Raw genomic sequence first — 22,259 nt, 5'->3', positions numbered from 1 at the left:
CAAATTATTGAACGTGGATTTGGATAAACGGACTGCTGCGCGGACCGGCAAACGGAGGCGTGATAACAGAAAACAAAAGTGTGTAATTTCCTTTTTGCAAAGGCAATTTTAAATCAAAAGGTAAAAATTTACTTTCGCCGGGTTTTAGCTGGATTTGGTTGAAGTTTGATGGAGCCAACTGGTTGCTCAAAACCGAATCTTCCTGCATCAAATAAGCGCGTAAAACCACTTTGTGCTGCTGGCTGGCGTTGCTAAAATTAACCGGTTTGGTGTAAGGGTTTGTAATTTTTAAGTTGAGATGAATCGTTTTTCCTGGAAAAGTTTGAATTTCCTTGACGTTTGCTTCGACCAAAATTTTTTGATATGTGCGCAACTGGTCAATCCAGGCACCATAAAAAACGCCTTTTGCCGTGTTTAAAGTATCGTTTTTAATTTGTTGTAAAGGTTGGTCGGTTACGTAATAAACCCGTTTTTGCTGCAAACTGTCTTCCAGCGGCCAAATGTCAAATTGTGTGCGGCGGTAAAAACGCGAATCGTAAGCAAAACCTCGAAGCGAGTTGCTGTAATAACTGTACCAGGACGGGTTTTGAAAATTATCCGGGAAAATAACCGGCGCGTTCCCGGCTTTTTTTCGGATGGTTTCCGTCCATTCCGGGTTTCCAAAATAGCTTTTTACCACGCCAATTTTCATGCTGACTGGGTTTTTCACCATCAAGCCCAAACGCATCAACAGTAAAAGCAACAGGTTAATATACAAAAGCGGTTGCAGCCACTTTGGTTTCGGTTTGTTTTGAAGGGAAATGGAAACCAATAGCACAAAGGGCAGAAACCCGATCAGCGTCCAATGCGGCTGTACGGCAACTTTTAAAGTATTGGCCAGAAAAAAAAGCAAGGTTCCTACAAAATTAAACAGCAGTGTCCGGGTAAAAATATCGGTTGAACGGAAACGTGCAATCTGCTTGTACCAAAACCAGCTTACCAATGGGCCGGCCATAAACAATTGCCCGATCAAAAATAAACCTGTAAACTCAAATCGGTAATGTGTGGCCGAACGTTCAAACAAATGGTATTTCACCGAAGGAAAACCGTGGCTGATTTGCCAAAAAACATGTGGTAAAAACAGTATCAGCGTAAGCGCGGCAACCAGCCAGAAAGATTTCCGGCGGAACAGTTTTGGGTTGGCCATCAGCGTAAAAACCACCAACAAAACGGCGTGGTATTTACTGTACAAGGCACCGGCCAACGACAAACTAAGCAGAATGGCAAAAAGCGGTTTGTCTTTTTCTAAATATTGCTGGTAAAAGAAGTAGAACAAGGTGCTGAAAAAGAACAGCGGCGCATCCGGCGTGGTGGTAAAACCGAAGATGTGAAAGATGGAAACGGAGCTGACAACCAGCACAAACCACCTGGCTTCTACCTGATATTTTTTAACAATCTGCCACAAAAGCCACCACGAAAAAGTGCTGCTAAAAACAGTAAGCAAACGCAAACTAAGTTCGTTATGAAACAAGGAATCGCCGGTGCGGATAAACAGCGCAACCATCGGCGGATGATCAAAATAGCCCCAATCCAAAAAACGCGAGTAAAGCCAGTAGTAAGCTTCGTCCGGGTGCAATTCGGTAAAATAGCTTTGCACGAGGTTGGCCAGGCCCCAAACCAGCAAAAAATACAGGACGGTTTTATCCGAAGAAGTTTTTCTCTCCGTCATCAAATCCTTCATTTAACCTGCGGAATGAGCATCGCCAAAGATAATTATTTACGCCACAGATTTTTTGCCGGTAAAAACAGTATCGCCTAAATCCTTCTTCGTTTTTTCTCTTTGCTGATCAAACCCAACTCGCGGCTGGTTTGCCCGGCAATGGCCGTGTTTTCCTGCGCCCGGCGGAACAAGTACGGCAATACGGCTTTTACCGGCCCAAAAGGCACGTACTTGGCCACGTTGTAACCGGCGTGAGAAAGGTTAAAACTTAAATTATCGCTCATGCCCAGCAGTTGCGAAAAATAAACATGCGGATGGTTGTGGCCAATCTGGTGTTCGTTCAGCAAATCGGCCAGCAGTTTACAGCTTTGCTCGTTGTGCGTGCCGGCAACAAAAGCAATCCGGTCAATATTTTTCACACAAAAACGTACCGCCAAATCATAATCACGGTCGGTAGCTGCTTTGTTAGGTTGAATTAGTGTTGGATAACCTTTTTCTACGGCCCGGCGGTTTTCTTTTTCCATATAAGCGCCGCGCACCAATTTCGCGCCCAGCAAAAAACCTTCTTTTAAAGCATCGGCATAATCTGCCTGCAACGACACCAATTTATCGTGCCGGTAAAGCTGGTACGTGTTGTAAACGATCAACTTTTTTTGGTTGTACTGCCGCATCATATTCAGTGCCAGCAAATCAATCGTACGTTGGATCCAGGTTTCTTCGGCATCAATCATCACCGGAACATCCAGGTCAAAAGCGGTTTTGCAGATCAAATCCACGCGGTCAAAAACACGTTGCCAGGCGATTTCTTCCTCCGCAGAAAAAGTTAAACCGGCATCCGCTTTTTCCAACAATTCAAAACTGCCCACGCCGGTAACTTTAAAAACCGTTAACGGGATTGCTGCATCGCCTTTTGCCCTTTTTATCGTGGCGATAATCTGGTCGCGCGTTTCATCAAAAACGGCTTCTTCATTTTCGCCTTCCACCGAATAATCGAGAATTGTCCCCACGTTTCCTGATTGCAAATTTCGGATTGCCGGTTCACACTCGGCAATGGTTTCCCCGCCGCAAAACTGTTTAAAGATGGTTGCTTTTACGATGGGTTTAATGGGCAAACCGATGCGAAAAGCGAAGTTGGTCAACGGCGGGCCAATCTTTACCAAAAAATTTAAATTGATGATTTTGAACAGCCAGTACGCACGTTTCAAATCGGCATTATCCGCGTGGCGAAAAGCAATTGCGGTATTTTCGAAAGATAAAGGCGTACTTTTAAGCGTTGTTTGGTGCGGCGCGGGAATTTCCATAACACAAAATTAAGGTTTGAACAACAGAATAACGTTGGCTGGCAGCAATTTTATATTTTTGCAGGCTTATGATCGAATTTAAATTACAGGGCGAATTTATCCCGCTGATCCAATTGTTAAAAGCCACCAACTTAGTGCAAAGCGGCGGCGAAGCACAAATCGTGGTTTCCGAAGGTTTGGTGAAGTATAATGGCGAGGTTGATTTTCGGAAGCGTTTAAAGATAAAAGTTGGCGACCATGTGGAATTCGACGGCAAAAAAATCGTAGTAAAATAAACATGGAAACCATACAAAGCATCTCCTACCCAATTGTTTTTAATGATGATTTTGCCGCGTTGAACCAGTTTATCCAGCAGGGAAACTACAGCAAAGTATTTTTTTTGGTGGACGAACAAACCGAAAAACATTGCCTGCCGCTGTTGATCAGTCAGTTGCAGATTTCGGAATATGATTTGATCGAGATTACCTCCGGCGAAATCAACAAAACGATTGATTTTTGCATCGGTATTTGGCGCATGCTGATTGATTTTGGTGCCGACCGCAACAGCTTGCTCATCAATGTTGGCGGCGGCGTGATTACGGACATTGGCGGTTTTGCGGCATCCACTTTTAAACGAGGGATTGATTTTGTGCAGATCCCGACCACGTTGCTTGCGCAAGTGGATGCTTCTGTGGGCGGCAAAACCGGCATTGATATGGACCACCTTAAAAACATCATTGGCACGTTTGCTCAACCGAATGCTGTTTTTATCGATACTTTTTTCCTGCGCACGTTGCCGAAACGCCAGCTCATTTCCGGTTTTGCCGAAATGCTGAAACACGGCTTGATTTCCGACCGCGCTTATTTTGACCTGCTAAAAGAAGCATCGCCGGAAACGATTGACCCTGAGTTAATTTACCATTCCATCACCATCAAAAACGAAGTGGTGAAGCAAGACCCGGAAGAAAAAGGCTTGCGCAAGATTCTGAATTTTGGCCATACCGTTGGCCATGCCATCGAAAGTTATTCTTTACAACACGATGCGATGCCGCTCACACACGGCGAAGCCATTGCCATTGGCATGGTTTGCGAAGCGTTTTTATCGGTCGAAAAAACAGAACTGACTGCCGCCGAACTGGTCGAAATTATGGAAACTTTGGGCCGGTTTTATGAAAAATATACGATAAAAGAAGTATCCGTTCCAGCTTTGATTGAACTGATGAAAAGCGATAAAAAGAACAATTCGGGGAAAATCAACTGCTCATTATTGACGCAGATTGGACAATGCGCTATTGATTGTTTCTGCAACGAAGAGGAACTTTGCAGAAGTTTATTTGCTTACCAGAAATCTTATCATGCCAAACTTGGGTTTAGACCTTAAAAATGGAGCTGCCGCCGGTTTATTTGCCCTGCTGATCGTTTTAACGCTGGTTGAAATGTATTTCAGCTACCGCGAAGACCGCAAACTGTACGAAAAACGCGATACCTGGACCAATATTTATTTAACCACGCTTACGTTTTTTATCAACCTGATTGTAAAAGGCGCTACGTTTTTTGTGCTGAATTACTTTTACCAGTTCCGCTTTTTCGAGATTAAAAACGTGTTTTTGTACTGGTTTGTGCTGGTGGCAACGCAGGATTTTTTGTACTGGGTTTTGCATTATGTGGGCCATTATTGCCGCCTGTTTTGGGCGATGCACGTAACGCACCATTCCTCCGAACATTTTAACCTGACCACCGGTTTCCGCTCCACCGTTTTTGAACCTTTTTATCGCGTTTTCTTTTATTTGCCGCTCGCGCTAATGGGTTTTTCGGCCATAGATATTTTGTATGCTTATTTACTCACGCAGCTTTACGGTAATTTAGTGCATACGCAAGTCGAAATTAACTTCCCGAAATGGTACAGCTTGATTTTTGTAACGCCGGCACACCACCGCATCCATCATGCTTCCAACGTACCTTATTTGGATAAAAACATGGGCATGATGTTTATCATCTGGGATCGGCTGTTTGGCACTTTTCAGGAAAATTTGCCCGAACCTATCAAATACGGTTTAACCACACAACCGGAAGATATGGGCGCGGTAAACATCATCTTTCACGAATGGAAAGCTTTAATTATTGATGTAAAAAAAGCACCCACTTTTACATCTAAAATTAAATATTTGGTGATGCCTCCAGGCTGGAGCCACGATGGCAGCACGCAAATTGCCAAGGTGATGCAAAAGGAGTATTATGCGGGGGTTGAAGCAGGCGGAGTAAATTTATAGCGATAAAAGAAGCATTATTAGAACTGTTCAAATAATCAGGCACTTTCCAATTCACGCGCTGATGCCAAATCATAAGTTGACTGCAGGCCCAACCAATATTCTGCACTTACGTCCAACGCTTTTTCCAACCTTATGGCTAAACGTGCATTGATATTACGTTTACCTTTAAACAATTCGCTTAAATGGCCAGGAAGCAAGCCTATCGTACGTGCAAAATCGGCTTTTTTAAGTTTCCGTTCTTCTATCTCTTCCAATAAAAACTCTCCCGGATGAAAAGCAGTAGGCGTTTTTAGCTCGTTGCCTTCTTTGTCAAAAACGTTTCCCATAAAAATTTCTATGAATAATGATTGTTAAGTTCTTCAATATAATTATTAGTTAAATTTAAATAAGATTTTCAGTATATTGGAAGAAATTAAAACCATTTATGAGTATAAAATTATTTAAACAAGCTTATGCAACTCAAATTGACTTAGAACCAAAAATGTTTTTAACAGAGTTGCACATGGAAGCTTTTCTAATAGAAAATCCTGATATTTTAAGTATTAGTGATATTAATTCAAAAGTCGAGGTTATTCAAACTCAAATACACATTAAAGGAGCAAGAAATGACTCTAATAGTGATGGCAGGTTAGATATGCTTATCTATATTAAAGGAGACAAACCTGATGAAGAGTTTTTAGCAGTTGTTGAATTGAAAAAAGGTAAGCTTGGAGAAGAACATTTATCCCAATTGCATGATTATTTGAGGTCATTAAATATTTTTGAAAATAAAAAAGAAATTTTTAGAGTAAATAATGTTGGTGAAAAATATTTAAGTAAAAAAATGATCGGAATTCTGATCGGCAGCGATATTGATTCTGATCTTAAAGCTAAATTTTTAGCAGGTGATACAATTATTGACGATGTAGAAACTTTCGCTAAAAAAGCATCGTCTTTCAATAGGGTTCGTTTTTCTTCTTGGGATGAATATGAAAAACAACAAAGAGGTAATGGGATACCTGATAAAATACTATTTATTGCAAAGTATGTACATGATTATTTTAAGTATGAGCTAGATTTAAATGATAAGGATATTAAATATACCAGTCGAGATTTTTCTCTTAATAATCCAAATGGTAAAAGAGTAAAAGTTTTTGCTTATTGCACTTTTAGTCAATCTTCACTAAAAATTTATTTTACATATTTAGGTGCTTTTCCAAATTTCCCTAATGTCAAATCTCATTATGAACGCTATCCTAATCAATATTTTGTAGAACTTAAAAAAGACGAAGACTTTAATAATGATATAAAATTGCTAATCAAGAAATCATATAACGACATTCTTGTTAGAACGATAGAAAATTAAAAAGGCAAAAGGTCATCATCACTAATTGCATTGATGTTTTTTAAAGTCTGATATTTCTCATCAATAAAAGTCATTATTTCAATCAAATGTTGCACATTCTGATCTGATAAGTTTTTAAAATCATCAAATTTAAAATTTACAATTTCACCGTTTTTAAATAGATCATTAACTTCTTTTAACTCGCCTTGCATGGCCAAATTCAAAATCAAATTATAAATACTGCTATTAAGATCTTCAAGCTTGTTTATAGCTTCAACAAGTAAAGCTTTGTATTTTGTGTCTGTTGTATCTGGGTTATGCATATTGAACTGACGTAATTTTATTACTAAATATACAATAATTCGCTGGTATATCTTGTTTATCATTCTCCTGAATTAGAAAATAATTGAAAAAATTCTTGACATTCTCCTTTTTCCGTGTACATTTGAAAACGCAATACAACAATGACTTTTAACAACACATTCTTTTTCGGCTTTTTTTACTTTTACTTTAGCGGTAAAGGCCGGGTTTGATATGTAAATCTTCATAAAGAAACAAAATATCAAAAAGTCCCGGCCAAAAAGCCGGGACTTTTTGCATTGTAAAAACAGCATGAACAAACCACGCGTTGCCATACAAGGGATCAAAGCTTCTTTCCACCAGGAAGCGGCCGTTAAGTTTTTTGGCGAAAACATTGAACTGGTAGAATGTACTTCGTTTAAGCAAACATTTGAGGCTCTGAACCGCAAAGAAGCCGATTACGTGGTGATGGCCATCGAAAACAGCATTGCCGGCAGTTTGCTGCCCAACTATTCGCTGATGATGAACTACAATTTCCCGGTGGTTGGCGAGGTTTCATTGCGCATCCAATTACATTTGCTGGCTTATCCGGGCGTTAAGTTTGAAGATGTAAAATATGCCATTTCGCACCCGATTGCATTGCGCCAATGTGTGGACTTTATGGAAGAATATCCGCAGATTAAAGTGATCGAAAGTACCGATACGGCCGCTTGCGCCAAACGTGTCCGCGATGAAAAACTGTTGGACACCGTTGCCATCGCCAACACCATGGCGGCTGAATTATACGAGTTGAACGCGCTCGAAAAACGCATCGAATCCAACAAAAAAAATTTTACCCGTTTTTTAATCCTGGCCGATAAACAAAACGGCGCGGTTGCCAATCCCAACAAAGCTTCTTTGTGTTTTCAGGCCGGGAATGAAGTTGGGTCGCTGGCCAAAGTGCTGAATATTTTTGCCGAGCACGAAGTGAACCTCAGCAAAATACAATCAATGCCGGTTTTGGGCAAACCAAACGAGTATAATTTTTACGCCGATGTAGAATGGCAGCAGGCCTCGCAATACGATTCGGCCATTAAAAAAGTGCTGAAACATGCGCACAACTTTAACATTTTGGGTGAGTACCGCAAAAACGACAAAATCTGACATACTTCTTTTAGCACATAAATTTCATCAAACTCCATCTCAAATCTCCATCATTATGAAACTCGATCTTAAAATACAACCGCTTAGTTCGTGGATGAAAATCGGCCACGAGCCTTTACTCATTGCCGGCCCGTGCAGTGCCGAAACCGAAGAACAACTGGTTGCAACGGCACATTTAATTGCCAAAACCGGAAAAGCAAGCGTTTTGCGCGCCGGCATCTGGAAACCACGGACACGCCCCGGCGAGTTTGAAGGTATCGGAAGCATTGGTTTGGAATGGCTGAAACGCGCCAAAGCAGAAACCGGTTTGCCAACGGCGGTGGAAGTGGCCAACGCCAAACACGTGGAAGAAGCTTTGGCTGCGGGCGTTGATATTTTATGGATCGGTGCGCGTTCTACCGTTAACCCGTTTACCGTGCAGGAAATTGCGGATGCTTTAAAAGGCGTTGACGTGCCGGTGATGGTTAAAAATCCGGTAAACCCTGATTTGTCTTTGTGGATCGGCGCTTTGGAACGGATTAATGCAGCCGGAATTACCAAACTGGCTGCTATTCATCGCGGGTTTTCTTCTTTTGAAAAAACCGCTTTCCGCAACGAACCGCACTGGGATTTGGCCATTAGCCTGAAAACCTTAGCGCCGGAATTACCAATGATTAACGACCCGAGCCATATTTGCGGCAACCGCGAACTGATCCCTTACATCGCGCAAAAAGCGTTGGATATGGATATGCAGGGTTTGATGATTGAATCGCACTTAGATCCTTCTGTTGCCTGGACGGATGCCAAACAGCAGTTAACGCCATCTGCTTTAAGTGATTTGATGGATCATTTAACACAACGCAAACCGGAAGTAAAAGATGCGGCCGTAAAAGATAAAATGGCCGAATTGCGTGCCCAGATTGATAAGATTGACGATCAAATCATTTCTAAAATGGCCGAAAGGATGCAGGTTGTCGAAAAAATTGGCGCATACAAAAGAGACAACAACGTTACCATTTTGCAGGTAAACCGTTGGGACGAGATTTTGCACAAACGCACTTCTTACGCCAAAGCTTTAAAACTAAGCACCGATTTTACCGAGAAATTGCTGGAACTGATGCACCACGAATCCATCCGCAAGCAAACCGAAATTATGAACCACACCACGGTTGCCGAAGCTTAAATGGAAGCTGGAAATTTGATTTTAAGCAAGCCCGACCGAACGGTTAACACCACGATCAAACTGACGGGTTCTAAAAGCGAATGCAACCGCGCTTTGGTGATTGCCGCATTAAGCAAAGGAAAGGTTAAGGTCGAAAATTTATCGGAAGCAGCAGATACGGTTACGCTGGCGGGAGTTTTGGAGCGGAGACCAGAGAGCGGAGAGCGGGAAACAGGACAAGTCCTCGCACCTCGCACCTCGCTCGTCGCACCCGAAATCAATATCGGCCCCGCAGGTACAGCCATGCGTTTTTTAACGGCATTTTTTACCTTGCAAAAACAGCATCAGGTGGTTTTGACGGGAACGGAACGCATGAAACAACGCCCAATCGGTATTCTGGTTGATGCATTGCGAACGTTAGGCGCGGAGATTGCTTACGAAGAAAAAGAAGGTTTCCCGCCCATCAAAATAACCTGCGGGTTTGAACAGCAAACGGCAGAAATTTCAATCAAAGGCGATATCAGCAGCCAATACATTACCGCTTTGTTGTTGATTGCTTCACAATTGCCGTTAGGTTTAAACTTACATATTGAAGGAGAATTAACGTCGAAACCTTATGTGGAAATGACGCTTTCGATGTTGCAGCAATGCGGCATTCAACATCAATGGAACGGTAGTGTTATCTCCATTCAAAACCAACCTTTTCAACCTGCAACAATTTATGTGGAACCGGATTGGAGCGCGGCTTCTTACTGGTACGCCATTGCGGCTTTGTGTGATCAGGCAGAGATTGTCCTCCCGGGTTTAACGGCCTACAGCTTACAAGGCGATAGTGTGATCACAGAAATTATGGCAAATTTTGGCATCACGTCGCAGTTTAAAAACAGTGGCGTTTGGCTGAAGAAAGAACCAAAAACCGTAGTCCGTAAAATTTTTGATTTTAAAACCTGTCCGGATCTGGCGCAAACGGTTATCGTGGTTTGTGCAGCTTTGGGCCACGATGCTTCTTTTACCGGCCTGGAAACGTTAAAGATCAAAGAAACCGACCGCGTAAAAGCACTGCAAAACGAATTGGCTAAAATCGGTGTCGAGCTGATTGAAAAAGGCCAGGTTTACAAATTAAACTGTGCTAAAAGAAGCATTCCCGAAAAACTTTTCATCCATACTTACGAAGACCACCGCATGGCTATGGCTTTTGCACCACTGGCTTTGATCGTACCGGAAGTTGAGATTGAAGATTTTAAAGTTGTTGAAAAATCGTATCCGGGTTTTTGGGATGATTTGGAAACGGCTGGATTTAGCGTAGGGGCGATTCTTGAATCGCCCCTACACAAAAAAATATAAAATGGCAGGCAATACTTTCGGACAAGCATTCCGCATCACCACTTTTGGCGAATCGCATGGCGTGGCCATCGGCGTTATCATTGATGGTTGTCCGGCTGGTTTGGCGATTGATTTGGAGTTTATCCAGTCGGAATTAGACAAGCGCAAACCCGGACAATCCAAAATCACCACGCAGCGCAAAGAAAGCGATACGGTGCAAATTCTTTCCGGTGTTTTTGAAGGCAGATCAACCGGAACACCAATTGCGATGCTAATCCCGAATGAAGATCAACGCTCGAAAGATTATGCGCATAACACCGATACTTTCCGGCCTTCGCACGCAGATTTTACCTATCAAACGAAGTATGGCTTGCGTGATCATCGTGGCGGCGGCCGTTCTTCTGCCCGCGAAACTGCCGCGCGTGTAGCAGCCGGAGCCGTAGCAAAACTGCTGCTGCAAACACAAGGAATTGAAATTTTAGCTTCGGTAACCAGCGTTGGAAAAATGAACGCACCGGAAGTAAAAATCGAAAACGCGCAAGACTTTTTGCGCGTCCGAGAAGAAAACATCGTTCGTTGTGCCGACCCGGAAACGGCCGCGCAAATGATTGATCATATTGATGACGTCCGCAAAAAAGGCGATACCGTTGGCGGGAAAATCAGTTGTACGATTCTGAATTGCCCGGTTGGTTTAGGCGAACCTGTTTTTGATAAACTCCATGCTGATTTGGGCAAAGCCGTGCTTTCCATCAATGCCGTTCATGGTTTTGAATATGGTTCCGGTTTTGCCGGAAGTGAAATGCTGGGATCGGAACATAACGATATTTTCAGAAAAGATGAAGCCGGAAACGTGCAGACTTTGACCAATAATTCTGGTGGCATCCAGGGCGGCATCAGCAACGGGATGCCGATTACTTTTAAGGTGGCTTTTAAACCTGTGGCCACCATTATGCAAAACCAGGAAACGATTGATGCCGCCGGAAACCCGGCCGAAATAAAAGGCAAAGGCCGCCACGATCCTTGCGTAGTGCCGCGCGCCGTGCCGATTGTGGAAGCGATGGCTGCGTTGGTTTTGGCGGATTTATGGTTACGGAATTTGAGTGCGAAGTTGTAGGTTGATGCTTCTTTTATCGGGTAAAAATTGGTGTGTTAAAAGAAGCATTTGGTTTACATTTTACAAATTAGAATCTTTGTTATACGCTTTAAAGCTGTGTCCATTTCGTGCGAATACGCAAATAAATTTCTATTTAAGACGTACCACATTATCAGCTTTAAAGCGTTTTTTTTATTTTAAGAGTTAATGCTTCTTTTATCAGGTAAAAATTAGTGTGCTAAAAGAAGCATCTAATTTTTTATTCAATTGTAAATTCAATAGTTGATATTCTCCGTATAAAGAATGGAATTACAAGTCCAACAAAAAGAAATATGATGAATATTGAATTTAACAGCTTAAAACCAGTTATGTATATCTTGTACATTTTACTTTTGATTTGTACAAGTTGTGATTTTAAAGAACCAAAACCACCTCAAGTTACATTTGATGTTCCTTCGTTAATTGGAAAGAATATTGATCAGGTACGTAAAGTTTTAGGTAAATCTGACGATACTTCTCCTGATCCTTCTCGTCATAGTGTAGATGGTTATACGAATCATTACCACAAAAACGGGCAACATTTACTAATAGATTTTGATCCTCATACCCGCAGAATACATCGCTTATCCATTCATTCAGATGTACCTTACGATAACCTTAAAGATATAATGAAAGTTGGAAATTTAGATTCTATTGAAACAATGAACTATATAATAGAGCCATGGAAGGGTTTTTTAGGTATTTCTTTTAGCAGCATTGACGTAATTATAAGGTAAGTAGTAAAAACTACAAACTCCCTTTCAACCTTGCATCAAATCTAAACCGCTTAATCGATGCAATTTTTATACTGATAAAAGAAGCATGGTTTGGATTAATCAAATAATTATATTCCAAATCAATAATCGCAGAAGGAACTTTTAAAACAGCAGCCGTATTGGCCTTTAACCAATCGTTTCCCAATTTTTGGGTGAAAGGATATTGCTCTACCGATTGCCAGTTTGGATGAACGCTTGTTAAGTCCCCGCTCCTTACTTCCTCGATCTTTAAATCAGCAATATCAATAACAGACAAAGAGAAATTTCCGGCTGCCAAAGAAGTGCCGCTTTTGTGCGCCAGGTTTTCCAAGCAAGCCAAAGCAACAGAACTGGCCGTGTAAATCATTTTTTGATGAAGCGGATTCCAGCGGCCATCAATGCCGGAAGCGGTTAAACTGTTAGCGTATTTGGTCTGGCTGATCCGGTAAACAAACATCGAAAAGCGTTAAGCAGTTACGCCATAATCAATGCGAATCAGTTCGCTTTTAACCATATTGATGCCGGTCAGCGTATCCAGCAACTCCATCGGGACGGCATTGATACCGATATTGTGGTGTGGCAACCAGTTTTTAAATTCTTCCAACGAACCGAACGTGTCCATGCCTTTGTCAAACAATTCAAAAAGTTGGAGCAAATGTTCGCTTAAACCGGTGTTCAGTTCTTTGCCGGTTTTGATGTATTTTCTTAAAGTTGGTTCGGTTAAATCTAGAATATGCGCGGCATCCGTTTGCGTAACGCCTGCAATTTCAATCAAATCCTGTATGGCTTTCGGTTCCAAGCCTTTTTTGATGGCATCGTGTTTTGCCTTGGGCGAAGTGAAAAGCTTTTCGTAAGGTTTGATTAACGTTAAAGCTTCCTGCGTTCGTTCGGATAAGATCGAAGGCGTGTTTTCTACCGCTTGATATTCCTTGCTTGCTTTCATTTTCAAAAGTAAATATTTTCTTTTTAAAACGAAAAAATTTTCGATGCTGTTTTTATGTCGATAAAAACAGCATCAATAAATCTTTGGAAACTGTGCAGGTTTGCTTTCGCCCATCATCTCGTAAACCGTTTCGATGATATCATCTACCGAAGGTTTGCTAAAATAATCGCCATCCGAACCGTAAGGCGGACGATGGTCTTTGGCCGTCAAAGTTTTGGGCTGGTTGTCTAAAAAATAATAAGCTTTTTGTTTTTCAACGATTTGCTGCAAGATGTAGGCTGAAGCACCGCTTGGCACGTCTTCATCCACCACCAGCAGTTTATTGGTTTTTTTAACGGAAGCAGCACAAAGCTGGTCCAAATCAAAAGGATAAAGCGTTTGCGGATCTACAATTTCTACCGAAATGCCCATTTTTTCGAGTTCGGTTGCTGCCTGATAAACCAAGTTTAAGGTTGAACCATATGTAACAACGGTTAAATCTGTTCCTGCTTTGATGATTTCTGCTTTGCCTAAAGGAACGGTAAAATCGCCAACGTTGGTCGGCAATTTCTCTTTCAAACGGTAACCGTTCAGGCATTCGATCACCAAAGCCGGTTCGTTTCCGCGAAGCAACGTATTGTACATTCCTGCGGCTTGGGTCATGTTCCGAGGGACACAAATGTGCATCCCGCGAAGCGCATTCACGATCATACCCATCGGCGAACCGGAATGCCAAATCCCTTCCAAACGGTGGCCGCGGGTACGCACAATCACTGGCGCAATTTGTCCGCCAAAAGTACGGTAACTCATGGTTGTTAAGTCGTCTATTAGCACGTTCAAGGCATAAGGCAGGTAATCTAAATATTGGATTTCGGCAATCGGCCTTAAACCACGCAAAGCCAAACCAATGCCCTGACCAACGATCGTACTTTCGCGGATTCCTGTATCTGTTACGCGCAGCGGGCCGAATTTTTCCTGCAAACCGGCAAAGCCCTGGTTTACATCGCCTATGGCGCCAACATCTTCGCCAAAAGCAATAATGCGCGGGTCGCGGGAAAAATTAGCGGTAAAACAAGCATTCAGGATTTCCCGGCCGTCAATCATTTTTGCGTTTTCTTCGTAAACGGGAAGCTGGACGGGAACTTTTAACGGTGATTCTGTTGTATTGCTGAACTGGTGCGAATCGTAACGGAAAACGTTTTGTTCCATTTCCTGATGGTACAACTCCATCAATTTTGTACGTTCGACGCTGCTTTCTCCAGCAGTTAACATCAAGGCTTTTCGCAAAGCTGAAACGACATCTTTTCGGCCTAAATCGGTGGTTGTGTTGATGTGTTTGACCAAGCCTTCTATTTTTTCGCCTGCGGCAGAAACCGGAACCAGTTCGCGGATCACATTGGCGGTTTGGTTGCGTTCCACTTCAATTTCCTGCTGCAAACTGTTTAACGCCGCACGCTGGCATTCGCGCACGTATTTTTTAGCCGCATCTTCCAACTCGTCCAATTCTGCTGCATTTGCAATGGCCGAATCCAAAATCCAGGAACGCATTTTGGCCAAACAATCGTGTTCTTTTTCCCAGGCCAAACGCTCTTTGGTTTTGTAGCGTTCGTGCGAACCGGAAGTTGAATGGCCCAACGGCTGTGTCAGTTCGGTTACGTGGATCAATACCGGAACGTGCTGCGTACGGCAAATATTGGCCGCTTTTTCGTAGGTTTCGCACAAACCCGGATAGTCCCAGCCCGGCACTTTAAATATTTCAAAACCTTCGCCGTTTTCATCACGCTGAAAACCTTTTAAAATTTCGGAAATGTCTTCTTTGGTCGTCTGGTATTTTGAGGGAACAGAAATGGCGTAACCATCGTCCCAAACAGAAACCGTCATCGGCACCTGCATTACGCCTGCCGCGTTGATTACTTCAAAAAAAATACCTTCGGAAGTAGAACCATTGCCGATGGTGCCAAAAGCAACTTCGTTTCCGTTGATGGAAAAGGAATCCATGGCGGCCAGGTCTTTGTTTTCGCGGTACAATTTGGATGCCCAGGCCAAACCGATCAACCGCGCCATTTGGCCGCCGGTGGTAGAAATATCGGCAGAAGAATTCTTCATTTCCACCAAGTTTTTCCAGGTTCCGTCTTCATTCATGGAGCGTGTGGCAAAATGGCTGTTCATTTGCCTTCCTGCCGAAGATGGTTCCTGCTTTACATCCGGAATGGCGTACAACTGCGCAAAAAACTCGGTGATGTTAGAAATTCCGGTTGCAAAAGCAAAAGTCTGGTCGCGGTAATAACCCGCGCGCCAATCGCCTTTTCTAAACGCTTTGGCCATGGCCAGTTGCGCTACTTCTTTTCCATCGCCAAAAATGCCAAACTTGGCGCGCCCGGTCAATGCTTCTTTTCGGCCCAAAATGCTGGCCTGCCTGCTTTCCACGGCAATGCGGTAATCACGGATCACGATCTGCTTAAAGTCGTCAAAACTCAGTTCAGATTTTTCCAGTTGATCAAAGGCGCTTGTTACTTCTAATTCCTGCATTTTAGGTTTCTATACCAGCAAAAATAGTATTTAATCAGACTATTTTTTTGAGAAAAGGACAACCACCGGATGAATTTAACGTATCAATATTTTAATTGATTAAATTTGACTTATATTTGTTTTAACAGTCTGATAAAGAAGCTATGAAAAAATTAATGATGATTTGCGCAATGGTTGTAGGGTTCACAATCACTGCATCGGCACAAACCGACAACAAAGCCGAATTTAAATTTACAGAAGAAAAACACGATTTTGGCAAAGTACCGCAGGGAAAACCTGTAACCACCGATTTTGTGTACACCAACATTGGCGCAGAACCTTTGATTTTGACGGAAGTGAAACCAACCTGCGGCTGCACCATTGCCGATTATACCAAAACGCCGGTTAAAAAAGGCGAAAAAGGAAGCATCAAAATTACGTACAATGCCGCTGTAGAAGCACCGTTTAATAAAACCATTGTGGTAACATCCAACGCAAAAACGCCAACAAAATATCTGGTGATTGTGGGCGAAGTTGTAAAAGCTTCCGCAGCGACAAAATAGTTTCGATACTGTTTTTACCAACTAAAACTTCGTCTTGCAAAACAGGGCGAAGTTTTTTTGTGCAACAATTTTTATGGCATAAAAGAAGCATTGGGGTTGAGCTATCAGCTATGAGGTATCAGCAGTCAGGTATTAGCGATTTGCAAGGTTTTGAATTTAGAACTGGCAAACCGAAACTTGCAACTCACAACTCCTCACTCACGGCTTTTTCCTACTTTTGCTTTATGCCGAAAATATCAATAAAAGGCCAGCAAATGCCGGCTTCCCCCATCAGAAAATTAACGCCTTTTGCTGATAAAGCCAAGCTGGAAGGCAAAAAAGTGTATCATTTAAACATCGGCCAGCCGGATATTGAAACGCCGGAAATCATGCTAAATGCTGTTAAAAATATCGATTTTAAAGTTTGGGCTTACACGGCCTCGGAAGGAACGCTGGCCTATCGCAGCAAGCTGACCGAATATTACAATAAACTGGGTTATAATATTTCGCCAGATAATATTTTGGTTACGACCGGCGGTTCCGAAGCAATTACGATTTCGATGATGGCTTGTTTGGATGTCGGTGATGAAGTGATCATCCCGGAACCTTTTTATGCCAACTACAATGGTTTTGCGCATCAGTGCGGCGTGGTGGTGAAGCCGATTTTATCTTATATTGAAAATGGTTTTGCGCTGCCGCCGATCAATGAATTTGAGTTACTGATCACGGAGAAAACGAAAGCGATCATGATCTGCAACCCGAATAACCCGACCGGTTATTTGTACTCGAAGGAAGAAATGGAAGCGTTGAAGCAACTGGCTTTGAAGTATGATCTGTATTTGTTTTCGGACGAAGCTTACCGCGAGTTTTGTTACGATGGACGTGAATTTATTTCGCCAATGCATTTAAAAGGTTTGGAGGAACACGTCATTGTTTTGGACACGGTTTCTAAACGGTACAGTGCCTGCGGCGCGCGTTTGGGCTGCATCATCACCAAAAACAAAGCTTTGATGGCGGCCGCTTTAAAGTTTGCGCAAGCGCGGTTAAGTCCGGGCATGGTGGAGCAAATTGCCGGCGCAGCCGCAGTGGATACGCCCGATGCTTATTTTATCAACGTAAAAAACGAATACACCAAACGCCGCGATATTTTGGTGCAGGCTTTGAATAAAATTCCGGGCGTTTTTTGTCCGAACCCGGGCGGCGCTTTTTATGTTGTTGCCCGTTTTCCGATTGACAATGCCGATACTTTTTGCCAATGGATGCTGGAAACTTTCAGTTACGAAAACCAAACGGTGATGATGGCGCCCGCAACTGGTTTTTATAGTACGCCCAGCGGCGGTTTAAACGAAGTGCGTTTGGCTTATGTTTTAAATACAATAGATTTGGAAAAAGCCATGGTTTGTTTGGAAGAAGCTTTAAAAGTTTATCCGGGAAGGGTTTTGTGAAGAGGTTGATGGGTGATAGTTGATGGTTCATAGCTGTTGCGAGTTTCCATGAACTATCAACCATAACCCATTAACTAAAAAAATTTTTTCTTTTTTTATATCGCTAAAAACAGTATTTTTGCATCCACTTAAAACCCTTCTACAATTTACCTTTCACCCTTAAAAGGGCCCGACCGGAATTGACAGGATGGAGATAAGTAAGTAAGCATGCAGCGCGTTGGGTGAATTAGCGCTTTAATCTGAACACTCAAACTTTCAAATGGCGAAAATAACTACGCCTTAGCTGCCTAACTTAGAGTTAGCATAGCTTTCGTTCCGGTCGTCTGCGGTTTCTTAGGATCATCACCAGGAACGTCGAAATAAGAAACTGGTTTGCTGCTGGTGTGATCAGCAAACGAGATAAAGCACCTACGGAAGATGGTACAGGTACGCGGCTGACCTTCCCCTTCCCGACAATCAAACAGCAGCTAAGCATGTAGAAGGCTTACCTTATACCATGTTTGGACGAGAGTTCGAATCTCTCCGGGTCCACAAAATTTAAAAAACCACTTGTTTGTTTAAGCAAGTGGTTTTTTAGTTATCCAGGTTTTTTTTATTTTTCAAAGCTTTATTCCTTTAAATTGCCATGCTTCTTTTAGCACCATAAAATAGTGAAAAGCCTTTAAACCGATCAAAGCCAGATATGAAATACCTGTTTATTTTTCTGTTTGTATCAACCTCCATAAATGTTTTTGCCCAGCGTGGTTTAACGGTTACTTCGCCTGATAAAAATATCCGTTTTTGGTTGAGTACAGATCAAAATGGGTTAGTTTATCGCGTTAGTTATAAAGGCAATGTTTTGCTTGATAATTCCCGTTTAAATATCAGTTTTGAAAAAGGTGGCGCGTTTGCAAACAACCTGAAATTGGAGAAGCACCACTCCCAACATCTCGAAGAAAATTACCAATTAATTGTGGGTAAAAACAGCAACGTGCACAGCGCGTGCAACCAATTGCTGATTTCGGTTTCAGAAAAAAGCGGTTTAAAACGACGGCTTGAAGTCGAATTGAAAGTATTTAATGATGGCACTGCTTTTCGTTACCGCATTCCGCAGCAGCAGCAATGGAAAAGCGTGAACATTACGGAGGAAGCCAACACGTTCAACCTCAGTCAAAACCCGCTTGTGCTGACGCTTTTTCGCGAAAATTACACCACCTCGCACGAAGGGATTTACAACAAACTGCATCTAAGCGAAATTAAGGCTGACACACTGATGGATTTGCCAACGTTGTTTTCCTTCCCGAAAGGTGTTTTTATGGCGATAACCGAAGCCAACCTGCGCGATTACGGCGGCATGTATTTGCGCAAACATCAGGGCGTTTTGCAAAGCAGTATTTCGCCTTTGCCCAAGCAAACAGCCATCAAAGTAAAGGCAAAACTACCGCACCAAAGCCCCTGGCGGGTGATGATGATTGGCGACCGGATGGGCACTTTGATCGAATCGAACCTGCTAACGAATCTAAGCGATCCCAGCCAGATCAAAGATGTTTCCTGGATCAAGCCCGGCAAAACTACTTTTCCCTGGTGGAACGGCAATGTTACGCCTGATACTTCTTTCGCGCCCGGCAACAACTACGAAACCAATATGTATTACGTAAATTTCTGTGCTAAAAACAGCATTGCTTACCATACCGTGGTTGAGTATGGTTTGCACGAATGGTACGTAAACGATGGCGCCAACTTTATGCCCGGCCCTCACGCCGATCCTGCTAAAGCTGTCCCCGGTTTGGATATGCAGCAACTGTGCGATTCGGCAAAAAAGGTGGGCGTTGGCATCCGGGTCTGGGTGCATTTTGCTGCTCTGTACCCCAAATTGGAAGCAACTTTTGCGCAGTACGAAAAATGGGGCATCAAAGGTTTGATGTGCGATTTTATGGACCGCGACGACCAGGAAATGGTAAACATGCAGGAAGAAATTTCGCAAAAAGCGGCGCAGCACCATTTACACATCCAGTTTCATGGCGCTTACAAACCAACCGGCTTAAACCGCACTTACCCAAATGAGTTTACGCGCGAAGGAACTTTGAACTACGAAAACAACAAATGGAACAATAGCGTTACGCCAGATGCCGATATCAATATCCCGTTTACGCGCGGGCTTGCCGGTTCAACGGATTATCATTTGGGCGGGTTTCGGGCATCAAATCCTTCCACTTTTAAAATTCATTACACCGCGCCAATGGTTCCAGGCACACGCTGCCATATGCTGGCCATGTATGTGGTTTTGGAGAACGAGCAGGGCATGGTTTGCGATTATCCCGACGCTTACATCGGCCAGCCGGGATTTGAGTTTTTGAAAGAAGTACCGGTTACCTGGGACGAAACCAAAGCCGTAAGCGCAAAACTAAGCGAACACATTACGATTGCCCGGCGCAAAGGCAGCGATTGGTATCTCGGCACCATCAACAGCAATACGCCACGAAGTTTAAATACGCCCTTATCGTTTCTACCAAAAGGAAATTACACCGCCGAGATTTACAGTGATGCGCCGGATGCCAATATCAACCCCAACCATTTGGTAAAAGTGGTGCAAAAGGTAACCAGCCAAACTGTTCTGAAAACAACTTTAACTGCCGGGGGCGGCCAGGTGGTGCATTTGCGCAAGGATTTTTAAATGTTGGATTGCTGCTTTTGTCGGATGATTTTTGTCGGATGATTTTGGCTAAAGCCAAGTCCAGGTTTACCTATCCCGCGGCCTTTAGGCCGCGGCAATGAATAACCACCTTGTTTTAGGGCCTGTTTAAATTTTGTTAAATTGATTTGCCATGCTTCTTTTACCACATAAAAATCATTGTCTTTTTGTGGTTTTTATGCCCTTAAAACATCCGTCACACCAAATTTATAGGCATAAAAGAAGCATTGTAAATTTTTATGACAGAAATTCAAACAGGCTCTTAAATTTTTTTATCTGCTGATAACAAAACCCTACAACCTAACGCAGCTATTTATTGCCCCCCGGCTTAAAGGCCGGGGGGATAAAAGGAGCCAAAACTGGCTTTAGCCAAACCTAAGCCACCAATTTTAATGGCATAAAAGAAGCATTCAACCTTAACTCAAAAAATCCACCCCATAAAAACACTTAAAACAGTGGCGTTGTTACCCTAACAAAAAAACTTGAAAATTATGAGCACTTCAGCACAAACCCACGACCACAAAAAAATCCAAAAATGGACCGAAGAGCGCGAAGGCGTTCCGGCGAAAATAAAATCAACCGGCAAAGAAGAAGATGACGGCGTAATCCGCATCCACTTCCCGAAACACAGCGATGCCGACGACCGTTTTGAAGAAATCACCTGGGACGATTTTTTCAAGAACTTTGAGAAAAACAAGCTGGACTTTTTGTACCAGGATAAAAAGAAAGACGGCGAGATCAGCACTTTCCATAAGTTTGTATCGCGCGAAAAATAGGCTGATAGCTGATAGCTGATAGCTGATAGCTGATAGCTGATAGCTGATAGCTGATAGCTGATAGCAAAAATGACCAACACCAATTTTTGTTCGGTAAAAGAAGCATTGGTTGTTTTGAAACTGTTTTAGGTGAAGCCTTTGCTTCACCTAAAACAGTTTACACTTACTTAATTTTAGAATGTTAATTTTAGAAGTTGGCTGCCGAAATTATACCGATAAAAACAGTATCAAATAAAAATAACATGGCTATCAATTATGGGGTTTTAAGAGGGAAAGTTACCGATGCAATGCCTTACCAAAGCGGCACCGACCATTACCAAATTTTGGTACAGTCGGACCAGCTTTACCGCGTTGCCGTTGATGTTTACTCTAAATTTGCCGGGCAAACTTTGCTTTATCCGCAAAACGGCAGCACCAAATTGGACACGAACAGGATGGTCATGTTTTATAAAGATGAAAACTACCAGCATCCGGTTACGGCGGATATTTTAAAATCTAAAGTTGGTTTTACGCCAAAAGCGGCTATGCCTGCTTCCATTTGTTTGGATTATCTGCATTTTTCGCCGCCACTTTTCCCCATCAATTTGATGCAGGTGGTGAAACCGAAAAGCGATACTTCGCCGGGCGAAAACCTGAACGGCGACATTGACCCCTGGGTACAAAAAGCAAAAAACAACCCGGATGCCGAAATTTTTGCCTTTGGCTCCGGCTGGAACGATAACCTCCCCGGCAGCATCCCGGATTTAAACCCTTATTTTACCCAAAACCCGCCCGTTGGTGTCCACGACATCCACATGAACCAGGGCGACAGCGGCAGCCAAGCCGCCAACAACGGCAGCAAACAGGACGGCGCATTGTTTATTTATTTTAAAACTGCCAATCAATGGGTGGCGATGTTTTTTCGGTTTCAAAACCAAAATATTAAAACGGATGGCAAGGGAAATCCGGTTTAGGTTTCGATACTTCTTTGATCGGCATAAAAACCAACACCAACTTTTACCCGATAAAAACAGCATTCCGTTAAACAT

At 42.8% G+C, this 22,259-nt stretch carries 21 protein-coding genes and 1 other RNA gene; 15 read left to right on the top strand and 7 right to left on the bottom strand.

Annotated features, from left to right (window positions below):
- Window positions 1–4 precede the first annotated feature (4 nt).
- Entirely contained in the window at window positions 5–1,708 is a 1,704-nt protein-coding gene (locus V5804_RS07815; RefSeq protein ID WP_369590824.1) for an ArnT family glycosyltransferase, read from the bottom strand.
- 86 nt (window positions 1,709–1,794) lie between these two features.
- Window positions 1,795–3,000, bottom strand: a complete 1,206-nt coding sequence (locus V5804_RS07810) for a proline dehydrogenase family protein (RefSeq protein WP_369590823.1) — start codon at window positions 2,998–3,000, stop codon at window positions 1,795–1,797.
- Between the two features lie 68 nt (window positions 3,001–3,068).
- On the opposite strand from V5804_RS07810, the gene V5804_RS07805 reads away from it, so the two are divergent.
- Genes V5804_RS07805 through V5804_RS07795 form a run of 3 tightly spaced genes read left to right on the top strand, consistent with a single transcriptional unit; the run spans window position 3,069 to window position 5,249 of the window.
- Complete coding sequence (locus V5804_RS07805; protein ID WP_369590822.1) at window positions 3,069–3,275, top strand: RNA-binding S4 domain-containing protein; 207 nt, start codon at window positions 3,069–3,071, stop codon at window positions 3,273–3,275.
- Window positions 3,276–3,277: 2 nt separating this feature from the next.
- Window positions 3,278–4,360 carry a 3-dehydroquinate synthase gene (gene aroB / locus V5804_RS07800; RefSeq protein WP_369590821.1) on the top strand — a complete coding sequence of 361 codons (1,083 nt, stop codon included), beginning with the start codon at window positions 3,278–3,280 and terminating at the stop codon, window positions 4,358–4,360.
- A complete protein-coding gene (locus V5804_RS07795; RefSeq protein ID WP_369590820.1) occupies window positions 4,335–5,249 on the top strand; it encodes a sterol desaturase family protein in 915 nt (304 codons plus the stop codon). Before aroB ends, V5804_RS07795 begins: the two co-directional genes overlap by 26 nt.
- A gap of 35 nt (window positions 5,250–5,284) precedes the next feature.
- On the opposite strand, the gene V5804_RS07790 is transcribed toward V5804_RS07795, so the two are convergent.
- Window positions 5,285–5,575, bottom strand: coding sequence for a HigA family addiction module antitoxin (locus tag V5804_RS07790; RefSeq protein ID WP_369590819.1), 291 nt, complete (start codon window positions 5,573–5,575; stop codon window positions 5,285–5,287).
- Between the two features lie 98 nt (window positions 5,576–5,673).
- Between V5804_RS07790 and V5804_RS07785 the strand changes: the two genes are divergently transcribed.
- Window positions 5,674–6,594, top strand: a complete 921-nt coding sequence (locus V5804_RS07785; RefSeq protein ID WP_369590818.1) for a hypothetical protein — start codon at window positions 5,674–5,676, stop codon at window positions 6,592–6,594.
- Here V5804_RS07785 and V5804_RS07780 read toward each other — a convergent pair.
- Window positions 6,591–6,896, bottom strand: a complete 306-nt coding sequence (locus V5804_RS07780) for a hypothetical protein (protein WP_369590817.1) — start codon at window positions 6,894–6,896, stop codon at window positions 6,591–6,593. The genes V5804_RS07785 and V5804_RS07780 overlap by 4 nt on opposite strands.
- Window positions 6,897–7,185: 289 nt before the next feature.
- Between V5804_RS07780 and V5804_RS07775 the strand changes: the two genes are divergently transcribed.
- The 5 genes from V5804_RS07775 to V5804_RS07755 all read left to right on the top strand — a co-directional run bounded on the left by V5804_RS07775 (window position 7,186) and on the right by V5804_RS07755 (window position 12,349).
- Entirely contained in the window at window positions 7,186–8,016 is an 831-nt protein-coding gene (locus V5804_RS07775; RefSeq protein ID WP_369590816.1) for a prephenate dehydratase, read from the top strand.
- A gap of 55 nt (window positions 8,017–8,071) precedes the next feature.
- Complete coding sequence (locus V5804_RS07770; RefSeq protein WP_369590815.1) at window positions 8,072–9,178, top strand: chorismate mutase; 1,107 nt, start codon at window positions 8,072–8,074, stop codon at window positions 9,176–9,178.
- Window positions 9,179–10,501: a 3-phosphoshikimate 1-carboxyvinyltransferase gene (gene aroA / locus V5804_RS07765; RefSeq protein WP_369590814.1), complete on the top strand. Its 1,323-nt coding sequence runs from the start codon at window positions 9,179–9,181 to the stop codon at window positions 10,499–10,501.
- A gap of 1 nt (window position 10,502) precedes the next feature.
- On the top strand, window positions 10,503–11,594 hold the full coding sequence (gene aroC / locus V5804_RS07760; protein WP_369590813.1) for a chorismate synthase: 1,092 nt from the start codon (window positions 10,503–10,505) through the stop codon (window positions 11,592–11,594).
- A 311-nt stretch (window positions 11,595–11,905) separates the two neighbouring features.
- The gene (locus tag V5804_RS07755) at window positions 11,906–12,349 is read left to right on the top strand and encodes a hypothetical protein (RefSeq protein ID WP_369590812.1); all 444 of its coding nucleotides are present in this window, start codon (window positions 11,906–11,908) and stop codon (window positions 12,347–12,349) included.
- Window positions 12,350–12,359: 10 nt separating this feature from the next.
- On the opposite strand, the gene V5804_RS07750 is transcribed toward V5804_RS07755, so the two are convergent.
- From V5804_RS07750 to V5804_RS07740, 3 genes are all read right to left on the bottom strand, one after another.
- Window positions 12,360–12,824, bottom strand: a complete 465-nt coding sequence (locus tag V5804_RS07750; protein WP_369590811.1) for an RES family NAD+ phosphorylase — start codon at window positions 12,822–12,824, stop codon at window positions 12,360–12,362.
- Window positions 12,825–12,833: 9 nt separating this feature from the next.
- The gene (locus V5804_RS07745) at window positions 12,834–13,310 is read right to left on the bottom strand and encodes an antitoxin Xre/MbcA/ParS toxin-binding domain-containing protein (protein WP_369590810.1); all 477 of its coding nucleotides are present in this window, start codon (window positions 13,308–13,310) and stop codon (window positions 12,834–12,836) included.
- A gap of 72 nt (window positions 13,311–13,382) precedes the next feature.
- Window positions 13,383–15,818, bottom strand: coding sequence for a thiamine pyrophosphate-dependent enzyme (locus tag V5804_RS07740; RefSeq protein WP_369590809.1), 2,436 nt, complete (start codon window positions 15,816–15,818; stop codon window positions 13,383–13,385).
- Between the two features lie 143 nt (window positions 15,819–15,961).
- On the opposite strand from V5804_RS07740, the gene V5804_RS07735 reads away from it, so the two are divergent.
- The 6 genes from V5804_RS07735 to V5804_RS07710 all read left to right on the top strand — a co-directional run bounded on the left by V5804_RS07735 (window position 15,962) and on the right by V5804_RS07710 (window position 22,184).
- Window positions 15,962–16,360, top strand: coding sequence for a DUF1573 domain-containing protein (locus V5804_RS07735; protein WP_369590808.1), 399 nt, complete (start codon window positions 15,962–15,964; stop codon window positions 16,358–16,360).
- A 224-nt stretch (window positions 16,361–16,584) separates the two neighbouring features.
- Complete coding sequence (locus V5804_RS07730; protein WP_369590807.1) at window positions 16,585–17,784, top strand: pyridoxal phosphate-dependent aminotransferase; 1,200 nt, start codon at window positions 16,585–16,587, stop codon at window positions 17,782–17,784.
- A gap of 165 nt (window positions 17,785–17,949) precedes the next feature.
- Window positions 17,950–18,318: a transfer-messenger RNA gene (gene ssrA, locus V5804_RS07725) on the top strand.
- A gap of 148 nt (window positions 18,319–18,466) precedes the next feature.
- Window positions 18,467–20,437 carry a glycoside hydrolase family 97 protein gene (locus tag V5804_RS07720; RefSeq protein ID WP_369590806.1) on the top strand — a complete coding sequence of 657 codons (1,971 nt, stop codon included), beginning with the start codon at window positions 18,467–18,469 and terminating at the stop codon, window positions 20,435–20,437.
- Between the two features lie 509 nt (window positions 20,438–20,946).
- The gene (locus V5804_RS07715) at window positions 20,947–21,231 is read left to right on the top strand and encodes a hypothetical protein (RefSeq protein WP_369590805.1); all 285 of its coding nucleotides are present in this window, start codon (window positions 20,947–20,949) and stop codon (window positions 21,229–21,231) included.
- Window positions 21,232–21,473: 242 nt separating this feature from the next.
- Window positions 21,474–22,184 carry a DUF2278 family protein gene (locus V5804_RS07710; protein ID WP_369590804.1) on the top strand — a complete coding sequence of 237 codons (711 nt, stop codon included), beginning with the start codon at window positions 21,474–21,476 and terminating at the stop codon, window positions 22,182–22,184.
- The last annotated feature ends 75 nt before the right edge of the window (window positions 22,185–22,259 follow it).

The sequence above is a fragment of the Mucilaginibacter sp. genome (genome assembly GCF_041088075.1).
Classification (GTDB): domain Bacteria; phylum Bacteroidota; class Bacteroidia; order Sphingobacteriales; family Sphingobacteriaceae; genus Mucilaginibacter_A.
This window is presented reverse-complemented; position numbering and strand designations above follow the sequence as displayed.

Bases quoted from the DNA above. Each gene is read 5' to 3' on its own strand.
- V5804_RS07780 (WP_369590817.1), bottom strand. From the start codon at position 6,896: ATGCATAACCCAGATACAACAGACACAAAATACAAAGCTTTACTTGTT.
- V5804_RS07720 (WP_369590806.1), top strand. From the start codon at position 18,467: ATGAAATACCTGTTTATTTTTCTGTTTGTATCAACCTCCATAAATGTT.
- V5804_RS07785 (WP_369590818.1), top strand. From the start codon at position 5,674: ATGAGTATAAAATTATTTAAACAAGCTTATGCAACTCAAATTGACTTA.
- V5804_RS07790 (WP_369590819.1), bottom strand. From the start codon at position 5,575: ATGGGAAACGTTTTTGACAAAGAAGGCAACGAGCTAAAAACGCCTACT.
- V5804_RS07755 (WP_369590812.1), top strand. From the start codon at position 11,906: ATGATGAATATTGAATTTAACAGCTTAAAACCAGTTATGTATATCTTG.
- V5804_RS07745 (WP_369590810.1), bottom strand. From the start codon at position 13,310: ATGAAAGCAAGCAAGGAATATCAAGCGGTAGAAAACACGCCTTCGATC.
- V5804_RS07810 (WP_369590823.1), bottom strand. From the start codon at position 3,000: ATGGAAATTCCCGCGCCGCACCAAACAACGCTTAAAAGTACGCCTTTA.
- V5804_RS07735 (WP_369590808.1), top strand. From the start codon at position 15,962: ATGAAAAAATTAATGATGATTTGCGCAATGGTTGTAGGGTTCACAATC.
- V5804_RS07770 (WP_369590815.1), top strand. From the start codon at position 8,072: ATGAAACTCGATCTTAAAATACAACCGCTTAGTTCGTGGATGAAAATC.
- V5804_RS07740 (WP_369590809.1), bottom strand. From the start codon at position 15,818: ATGCAGGAATTAGAAGTAACAAGCGCCTTTGATCAACTGGAAAAATCT.
- aroB (WP_369590821.1), top strand. From the start codon at position 3,278: ATGGAAACCATACAAAGCATCTCCTACCCAATTGTTTTTAATGATGAT.
- V5804_RS07795 (WP_369590820.1), top strand. From the start codon at position 4,335: ATGCCAAACTTGGGTTTAGACCTTAAAAATGGAGCTGCCGCCGGTTTA.
- aroA (WP_369590814.1), top strand. From the start codon at position 9,179: ATGGAAGCTGGAAATTTGATTTTAAGCAAGCCCGACCGAACGGTTAAC.
- aroC (WP_369590813.1), top strand. From the start codon at position 10,503: ATGGCAGGCAATACTTTCGGACAAGCATTCCGCATCACCACTTTTGGC.
- V5804_RS07730 (WP_369590807.1), top strand. From the start codon at position 16,585: ATGCCGAAAATATCAATAAAAGGCCAGCAAATGCCGGCTTCCCCCATC.
- V5804_RS07710 (WP_369590804.1), top strand. From the start codon at position 21,474: ATGGCTATCAATTATGGGGTTTTAAGAGGGAAAGTTACCGATGCAATG.
- V5804_RS07805 (WP_369590822.1), top strand. From the start codon at position 3,069: ATGATCGAATTTAAATTACAGGGCGAATTTATCCCGCTGATCCAATTG.
- V5804_RS07715 (WP_369590805.1), top strand. From the start codon at position 20,947: ATGAGCACTTCAGCACAAACCCACGACCACAAAAAAATCCAAAAATGG.
- V5804_RS07750 (WP_369590811.1), bottom strand. From the start codon at position 12,824: ATGTTTGTTTACCGGATCAGCCAGACCAAATACGCTAACAGTTTAACC.
- V5804_RS07815 (WP_369590824.1), bottom strand. From the start codon at position 1,708: ATGACGGAGAGAAAAACTTCTTCGGATAAAACCGTCCTGTATTTTTTG.
- V5804_RS07775 (WP_369590816.1), top strand. From the start codon at position 7,186: ATGAACAAACCACGCGTTGCCATACAAGGGATCAAAGCTTCTTTCCAC.